General features: G+C 57.3%; 9 protein-coding genes, 1 tRNA gene and 1 pseudogene. 9 read left to right on the top strand and 2 right to left on the bottom strand.

Translation table 11 applies throughout. From position 1 onward, the window contains the following. The 8 genes from EN925_RS39660 to EN925_RS15045 form a co-directional block, all read left to right on the top strand. Window positions 1-1,787: hypothetical protein (locus EN925_RS39660; protein WP_164894219.1), on the top strand; the 1,787-nt coding region annotated here is incomplete at its 5' end. A 355-nt stretch (window positions 1,788-2,142) separates the two neighbouring features. Continuing rightward, window positions 2,143-2,724 (top strand): hypothetical protein, encoded by a 582-nt coding sequence (locus EN925_RS15075; protein ID WP_127368197.1) that lies wholly within the window; start codon window positions 2,143-2,145, stop codon window positions 2,722-2,724. Beyond that, a complete protein-coding gene (locus EN925_RS15070) occupies window positions 2,721-3,128 on the top strand; it encodes a hypothetical protein (protein ID WP_127368198.1) in 408 nt (135 codons plus the stop codon). Before EN925_RS15075 ends, EN925_RS15070 begins: the two co-directional genes overlap by 4 nt. Then, window positions 3,128-3,493, top strand: a complete 366-nt coding sequence (locus EN925_RS15065) for a hypothetical protein (RefSeq protein ID WP_127368199.1) — start codon at window positions 3,128-3,130, stop codon at window positions 3,491-3,493. The genes EN925_RS15070 and EN925_RS15065 overlap by 1 nt, the downstream gene beginning before the upstream one ends. A gap of 12 nt (window positions 3,494-3,505) precedes the next feature. Beyond that, on the top strand, window positions 3,506-4,225 hold the full coding sequence (locus EN925_RS15060) for a hypothetical protein (protein ID WP_127368200.1): 720 nt from the start codon (window positions 3,506-3,508) through the stop codon (window positions 4,223-4,225). Between the two features lie 2 nt (window positions 4,226-4,227). After that, window positions 4,228-4,794 carry a hypothetical protein gene (locus EN925_RS15055; RefSeq protein ID WP_127368201.1) on the top strand — a complete coding sequence of 189 codons (567 nt, stop codon included), beginning with the start codon at window positions 4,228-4,230 and terminating at the stop codon, window positions 4,792-4,794. A gap of 73 nt (window positions 4,795-4,867) precedes the next feature. Then, a complete protein-coding gene (locus tag EN925_RS15050; protein WP_127368202.1) occupies window positions 4,868-5,464 on the top strand; it encodes a hypothetical protein in 597 nt (198 codons plus the stop codon). Further along, window positions 5,445-6,185: a DUF4145 domain-containing protein gene (locus EN925_RS15045; protein ID WP_127368203.1), complete on the top strand. Its 741-nt coding sequence runs from the start codon at window positions 5,445-5,447 to the stop codon at window positions 6,183-6,185. The genes EN925_RS15050 and EN925_RS15045 overlap by 20 nt, the downstream gene beginning before the upstream one ends. Window positions 6,186-6,250: 65 nt before the next feature. On the opposite strand, the gene EN925_RS15040 is transcribed toward EN925_RS15045, so the two are convergent. Both EN925_RS15040 and EN925_RS15035 read right to left on the bottom strand, forming a co-directional pair. Further along, window positions 6,251-6,607, bottom strand: a complete 357-nt coding sequence (locus EN925_RS15040) for a hypothetical protein (protein WP_127368204.1) — start codon at window positions 6,605-6,607, stop codon at window positions 6,251-6,253. 240 nt (window positions 6,608-6,847) lie between these two features. Beyond that, window positions 6,848-6,923 (bottom strand) — tRNA-Thr (locus EN925_RS15035). Window positions 6,924-7,253: 330 nt separating this feature from the next. Here EN925_RS15035 and EN925_RS15030 point away from each other — a divergent pair. Then, a pseudogene (locus EN925_RS15030) lies at window positions 7,254-7,579 on the top strand (hypothetical protein); the annotation flags it as partial.

Here is a 7,579-nt window from a genome sequence, read left to right as displayed (position 1 = left end):
CGCATGGGCTGGCCAAAGACCCAGAGAACACGCCCTGCCTCAAGCCACGTGACGTTGAGATTGCGGCCAGTGCCGGGTTGTATATCCAGAGCTCGCTTTGCAAGCGATACGATGAGGAAACGAAGACGCTGCACCTATGCGAGCACTACGAAAACGGGTGCCGGTACTACGCGCAGGCTGATGAACGCGCCGACATCGTTTTCATGACGCACGACATGGCCATGCTGACGCTGGATCAGGAACTATTCGGCAAGGCCGATCTGCTGGTGATCGATGAATCCATGCTCAGCAAATTGACCAGCACGGGCGGTGGCATTGCATTCGACGACATGTTGCACAGCGAGCATCTGACGCGGCTCCATGCGGCGCTATCCGAAGACCCGAAGGCCGACCCGATCCAGACGCTCATATGTATGGGCATCACATGGCAACAGCTTCGTGATGAACAGGTTGCCATGGAGGAAGCTGACAAGGGTGCGCGGAGCAACGTCGCTTATCCGGGCATCGACAGCACCCGATTAGCCAAAAACGCTGCAGCCTTCAAAAAGGAGCGCAGCAAATCGACTACCATCCGCATGCTGCGAAACCTCAAGAACGAGATGAAGGCCGGCCGGACCCGTGGCACGCGGTCCTTCACATTTGCGCCCGAAGTGGCGGTCGCGGCGACTGACAAGGTTCCCGCACACACGACGAAACTGGTATTCCTCCAGCACCGGCCAAAAGTGAAATTGCTTCGGCAAGATTTGCCCGTCCTGATGCTCGACGCGACGGGCGATGCGCGTCTGATGGCGCACAGTTTCCCCGGCATAACCGGCGTGACGATTGAAGCTGAGCGCAATGCCTATGTCGTCCAGACGACCGGCAACAGCGGTGCGATGGGCAAGATCGGAAACATCTCCACCGACAAATACCGCGAGGAAGTAGCCAGCGTGGCCCGCGACATGGCGAAGCGCCATGGAAATCGCGGCCTGGTCGTCGCGACCAAAGAATCGCTGGAGCTTGGCTTGCAGCGAATGCTTCCCGAGGGGGTTGATGTCATCTACTTCGGCAATCTGCGGGGCATCGACAAATACAAGGACCGTGACTGGATTCTGATAGCCGCGCGCATGCAGGTGAGGGCGCTAGAGGCCGAGCGCTACGCCAAGGCACTTGCCTATGACAGTTTGGAACCTCTGTCGTGTCCGGGCAGCTACACCGAAGCGCTCGTCGGCTACGATCTGTCGAGCTATGAGGACAGGCAGGGCATCCATGCCGTCCGGCACATCGATCCATTGGTGGAGGCAATACGGCGGCAGTTCACCGAGGCAGAAAGTGTCCAGGCGATAGATAGGCTGCGCTTGGTGTTTCGGGGATATGATGACGACTTGATCAATCAGTCAGCGCAGTGGCTCAGGCCGGCGAAATGCGCGTTCGTCTGTATCCTGTCTGAAGTCCCGCTGCCGGGCATCATCGTTGATGAGTTGGCGCCATACAAGAATGTCGTCGGACGGACCGGTGAAAGGGGCGGTGGTGGCGGTCCCGGCAGCCGTTTGAAGAAATGGTACGACGAGCTTGGCGGTGTGCTTCCGATCCAGAAGCGGAAGTGGCTGGCGCAGCGTTTTGGAGTGACGGTTCGAGCGGTGGACAACACAATCGATGACTTCAAGACGCGCGGCGACGGGAACTATAGGAAGCTACTGGGAGCCGTGCCGGTCTTCATACATGGCGTGACGCCCGGTACCGTGTACGCATCCAATCGACAAAGGGCGCTTGAGTTTAGCCGGGATTGGCAGGAGGCAGGGCAATAGTCCCTCCGGCCGTAAAACACTGCAAACCCTATATATACACATATAGCTTTTGCAGTGTTTTTGCACTGGAGGGACTATTGCCCCGCGTTTTCCCGGAAATATCGGGAGATCACGAATTCCGAGCGAGGGCCGTATTTATTTGCGCCCCAGCTTCGCACCGCATGCGTAGCGCCAGCGTCCTCCGACGCCAGTCTCTAAAGGCCGCTCTTCTAGTCGATTTTCCTTATTGCTAAAACAAAAGCCATCATAACGCGCTGTAAAGGTTCAGCTTTACGCATCACAGCAGCTAATATACTGTTAGCTTTACCGCTTGACTTGAAGAAAAAGCACATAGCAGACACATAACGGGTACACTGTGGACGCCTCCTATCCAGTTCGGCGCAAGATCAAGGGCAGAAGCGGGGTCACCAACGGCAAAGAACTGCTGCCGGGGATCGATGGCCGTTCCAAATGGGCGCGGCGGCTGCATGATCTAATTGCTAATCACGTCTCTGACCTAGGCGGGCCAAGCAACGTCACACAGTCGCAGTATATTTTGGTCAAGAGCGCCGCAAACGCGACAATCGTTCTTGAACAATGGGAAGTACAGTTCGCTGGTGATGGCACTGTTAGCCTTCCTGCTCTCTTGGCCTACCAGTCCGTTGCGAACAGCTTGCGGCGCATCTTCGAGACGCTAGGCCTTAGCCGCGTTGATCCCCCTCGCGACGGCATGCAGACGTACGACACCAGCAAGCTTACCCCAGACGAGCAGCAACGCCTCAAGCTTCTGAATCACAAGGTGGGCGAGGTTGGAGTGGGGGGCCTGTCGGAGAACGATGCGAGTGAGATGAAGATGCTCATGGAGAAGTGCCTGGGCAGGGGTTACGGGCCATCGGTTACAGATCCCAATCCTCGTGATCGACCGTTCCACGAGATCGACTATTCGAGGCGAATATGAGCCCGGAAGTCTACACCGGCGATTTCTTCCACAGCCCGAGCGGCACCCAATGGGTGATCATTTTCGTGTTCGAAACTGAGGATATCGCCGGGCTGAAGGACGGAACATACGTCTTCGCCGTTCGGTCCATCGAGACAAAATACGGCGACGACATCATCTACGACCTGTTCCCCGTGGACAAGCTTGGCTGGACGACGACCCCCGTCTTTGACGAAGGCGATGTCTATCAACTCGCCTATGAGGATTTCGCGATCCAGGGCGAACGCGGCCCCCTTGTCCAATTGCGGCGCGAAGACGGATCGACCGAGTTCGCGTGCCGATGGCGCGTCGCCTTCAACATGATGCGCGGTGTCGACGTCTCCCCGGAAGCCGAGTGGCGGCAAGCCACGGCAGGACAAGTTTGATGGCTCAGCTTGGCGATATCGTTACCGTTGAAAGCGGCCTCAAATGGGTGGTGTTGGAGCTAATCGGCAATGCCGGCGGCACGCAAGATGCCCGCCTTATCCGACCATCTGGTGATGGTCGCAATACTGGGCTCCTCAAGGGTGCTAGCGGGTTGACCGTTACCGCAAGTCCGTCGTTCCAGCCAGGTGATCCTGTGACCGTTAACGGACTGAAGGGCAGCTATCTGGGAACTGAAGACGGCGTGGCCCACGTGCTCTTGGCACCGCGTCAGATGCAGACAAAATCCGGTGCCTTCATCGGCCTCGACGCATCCGTTGCGAGGATGAACATCGCCCTGCTCGTCATTGAAAATCGAAAACTTTGAAGGAGAAGAACCATGGCACTGCATGTTCCCATTGACCTTGATGAACGTATCATTGATCGGATTGCCGAGACGGACAGGCTGACAGGTGCGCCTATCGCGGACCCTGTAATTTCCGGGTTGTCGAACGCTGTGAAGCTGGCGAGAGAGCAAGCGCATAGTCTCGCCGCCTATGAAGCGGCAGCGCATGCTGACAAGACGATGACATTCGAAGCCAACCTTCTGCGCGTGGCGGGTGCCGCTGAGAAGTCGGGCTCACGTGTCGCAACGCTGCTGGACGCCGCGCGGACGAGGGCCATCACGGAAATCGCCAACATTGAGAAGCGCACCGGCACTCCACCGCCGCCAAAGGACAGTATCGCGCTGTCCATGGAGGCTGAAATCAGGGCACGCCTCGGCAACATGCCGCCCAAGCACAGGACCGCAGCTATCGCGAAGGCAAAGGCAGAGAACAACGAAGCAATCATCGGTGCGGTGTTGCGGGGCCAGCCGCTGCTTACCGGCCTGACCGAGACGCAGCAGGATGCGATGCGCCATCACTACCGCGAGCGTTTCCACTCGGCCGACTATGCTCGTCTTAGCCGTTTGAAAAGGGCTCTTGAAGCCGTGGACAAGTCGGGGCGGCTGTTCGTCAAGATAGTTCGAGACGCTGTCAACACACCCGCTGCAATGCAGGCGGCCAGCAACAAGGCGGTGCTTGAGGAATCAGCCGCTGCACACGCAAGGGAGGCATGACCATGGACAAGAACGCACTGTTTCTTGAGGACGGCAGTTTCGCCGCCCCTCTATTTGTGAAGGACATCGCGGAGGTGCCGGAAAGCCATCGCGATTGGTACAATCCCATGCCCAAGGGCAACACCAGGGGCAACTACAGGCTTGACGATTTCTACTGGATGGAAGTGCGCCTGCCTTTCGAACAAGAAGTGCTGCGGCTCGAGCAACAACAAGCAGCGCTGACCGCCAAATACGAGGCGGACATTGGGCGCGAGAAGCAGGGGCGAAAGGAGGATAAGATCAACGCCACACTGCTGAGCACCTGCGAGGCGGCAGGCATCCCCGAAGGGCTGATCGAGGGCGCGATCGCTGTGCTGTCGAAGCAGACAACGTTCGACGTTGACGATTCATATGAGTTTGGCGGCGGCGTGGTCATCGCCAACAGCGGCGGCCATCTGAATACGGTAGAGACGCTGGTCGAGAACTTCCTCGACAGCGACGAGGGCAAGGCATTCCGCGGGAAACGCCGAGCCGCTCCGTCGGATGACTACTTCAGCAATATGATCACGGGCATGAAAGAGCGGCGGTAAAGCGACTCGTCAACTTGCATAAATCTTCGACTCGGCTGACAGTTCGCCCTTCCAACAATATTGGGAGGGGAAAATGGCTGAAACAGAGCTCGACTCGCTACTCGAACGGATGCCGGAAATCGCCAAGGCGGTAAACTCTTTTACCTCTGAAGTTGTGCAGCAGACCGCATTTGAGGCGTTAATCGCCGCCTTCACAGGCAATGATCCAAAACCGAGGAATGAGTCCCAAGGTGCTCCCGAAGCTGCGACGTCCAATGCGGGAGGGGAAAAGACCAAGAAGTCAAATCGCAGTCCTCGCAAGTCGCGATCAAATGATAAGTCGAAAAATGAAAATGCGTTCGATGAGTTGGCGCTGGTCAACGCCATACGCGAGGACGCTCGTTTCGAGCAATTCAGGTCCAAAGTTATATTGGGATCGGCTTCTAAGACACAACAAGTAAAGTTTATTTCTTGGTACGCTGGAGAAACGCCGCTCACTTCAGGGAATATGCTCCGAGCACTTGATATTTTGGGCGTGAAGATAGATGCGCCTGCTGCCTCCAGGGCCGTGACAGCCGCGAAGAACGACTACATAGCGACGCCAAACACCAAGCCGGTGACATTCCGCCTTACCACGCGCGCGCACATCGATTACGAAAAGTGGCTGTTGAATGACACAGCAGCTAGCTGATTTCGCGGCGTATCTGTCCGAACAGAAACTAACGGAACTTGATGAAGCCATCGCGGTCGTGTGGTTCCTGACACGCGATCCTGAACACGAAAAGGGTGTCACCGTTACTCAAATTGCAAAGGTACTCACCGACAATCGACTGAGGCCAAGCATCAACGCATCTCGGCTTGGCGCGAAGCTGCGAAGCAATTCAAATGTGGTTGCGGGGGCGAAGCTTGGCGCTGGTACCCATCGCATCAAAGCGTCAAGTGACCGCACATTTGCTGAAAAATACGCAGACTTCCTTGACCCCCGAACTGCCAAAGTTGGCGACAGTATCATCTCCAACGAGATCCCCCTGGGGGGCCGTCGCCACTTGGAACAAATAAGACGCGAAGCGAACGGTTGCTATGATCGAGGGTTTTACAACGGCTCAGCGGTGATGTGTCGGCGCATGGTTGAGTTGCTTCTCGTGGAGGCCTTCGTCAAAGCGGGCCACCTCGCTCAGATCCTTGATGCGAAAGACGACATAAAGGGCTTCGGTGAGATCATCGGAATCGCAAAATCCAACCAGTACATTCGTCTGTCCCGGACAACGCCGGGGACCATCGAAAAGGTGAAGACCATCGGGGACGCTGCTGCCCATCATAGGTTCTACAACACAACGAAGAAGGACCTTGATGAATTGAATCCCGGTCTACGGCACGTGATAACGGAATTAGCGGCCCTTGCAGGCTTTTAGCGCGCCGCCCAGACACTTGGGGCGGCGCGCATGCTTGTCGCGCTACAGGCGGCGGCTTTGGCCGCCTAGGCCGGTGTAAGGAAGGTATAATCGCACTGCTTGAGACGCCGCTCAGCCTCAAGCAGCAGCTCCGACGCAAACAACGGCCTGTGAGGCGACTGGACGGCCAACGCTTCGACCGACAGATCAACCCGCCCGAGTGTCCAGAGATCGACTAGTCCGGCATGGATACGGAATTGAGATGAAGGTTGCAGCAAACGCTTTGCAGCTTCCAACCCTCCGTAGCGTAGGATCATCTGCGTCAGGGAATTGCCCTTAAGGCCAGCCTCGTATCTAGCCCTTCGATCAATGGCCAGTATGGCTTGATGAAAAGCCATCCCGAGAACCATGTCGCGGCATTCTTCGTTGGTTATAGATTTCATTGTCTCGTCTCCTAGTAAATGTCCACGGGACAACCCCGCACGAACACGTCAACCGGGTCGGTCGGCGCGTTGTCAGCGGGTTTCACAGGACTTGCCTGCGGGAGAGAGCTGGAACCGCGCTATGTGAACAGATATAGGCCTAGTGTCAATAACTCGGCGACTTTCCTTATTTGGGACAAAACCCAAATAAGTTTCGACGAGGCTGAACCAGCGCAAGCTATTCTGTTTGTTGGAGATTTTTGGTGCCGCTTGCGTGACTCGAACACGCGACCCCCGCATTACGAATGCGGTGCTCTACCAACTGAGCTAAAGCGGCCCGGGAAGCCAACGCCTCCAAGATGCGGCGGTGATAGACGCAACCGGGCGCGAATTCAAGATGCGACTTGGCAATTCCTGCGGCGGCGTCATGGCACCCTCGAAAGCCGGCCGCCGCCTTGTCCGCCAATCAATCGCCAAGGGATGCGGCGCACGGTACGTGCGCTCTCCGCGCGTGAAAATCGGTGAAACATGCTGATTTTGTTGCCGGAACAGCGCCGGAATGGACTTTGCATACCTCTGCGAGGCAGAATGCGCCGCTCGCCCGTTGATTGATTGGTCGCCTGCGGCTAACGATCACGGCAAGGTAGGCAAAGACAGAGGGACCCGCTTGGACGCGATCGAAAAAGCGATCCGGAACGCCTTGGAGAAAGGCAATGCCGAGGACCGCGCGTTCCGCGAGAGGGTCTATCGCTCGGCTTTTGCCGCGCTTGATCGCGCGCTCCAGGCCAATCCCGGTGTGACCGTTGAGGTCGCCATCAAGCGCCGCAAGGCAATCCAGGCGAAAATCACCGAAATCGAATCCGAGTTCCTGCCGGCGGTGCCGGATGTCGGCCCGCAGGGCGATGCACCGGCGGTCGAACTCGGAGCGGACTCGGCGCCCGCGGGCGAAACCGGCCGACAGGCATCGTCCCCCGATGTCGTCGTCGACGGCCC

The organism is Mesorhizobium sp. M7A.F.Ca.US.006.04.2.1, from assembly GCF_004022915.1.
GTDB lineage: Bacteria > Pseudomonadota > Alphaproteobacteria > Rhizobiales > Rhizobiaceae > Mesorhizobium > Mesorhizobium ciceri.
Note: the sequence above shows the minus strand (reverse complement) of the source record. Positions and strands in the feature narration are given on the sequence as shown.

What these genes read in the sequence shown, in the direction of transcription:
- EN925_RS15040 (WP_127368204.1), bottom strand. Translation starts at nt 6,607, where the DNA reads ATGAAATCTATAACCAACGAAGAATGCCGCGACATGGTTCTCGGGATG.
- EN925_RS15065 (WP_127368199.1), top strand. Translation starts at nt 3,128, where the DNA reads ATGGCTCAGCTTGGCGATATCGTTACCGTTGAAAGCGGCCTCAAATGG.
- EN925_RS15050 (WP_127368202.1), top strand. Translation starts at nt 4,868, where the DNA reads ATGGCTGAAACAGAGCTCGACTCGCTACTCGAACGGATGCCGGAAATC.
- EN925_RS15060 (WP_127368200.1), top strand. Translation starts at nt 3,506, where the DNA reads ATGGCACTGCATGTTCCCATTGACCTTGATGAACGTATCATTGATCGG.
- EN925_RS15055 (WP_127368201.1), top strand. Translation starts at nt 4,228, where the DNA reads ATGGACAAGAACGCACTGTTTCTTGAGGACGGCAGTTTCGCCGCCCCT.
- EN925_RS15070 (WP_127368198.1), top strand. Translation starts at nt 2,721, where the DNA reads ATGAGCCCGGAAGTCTACACCGGCGATTTCTTCCACAGCCCGAGCGGC.
- EN925_RS15045 (WP_127368203.1), top strand. Translation starts at nt 5,445, where the DNA reads ATGACACAGCAGCTAGCTGATTTCGCGGCGTATCTGTCCGAACAGAAA.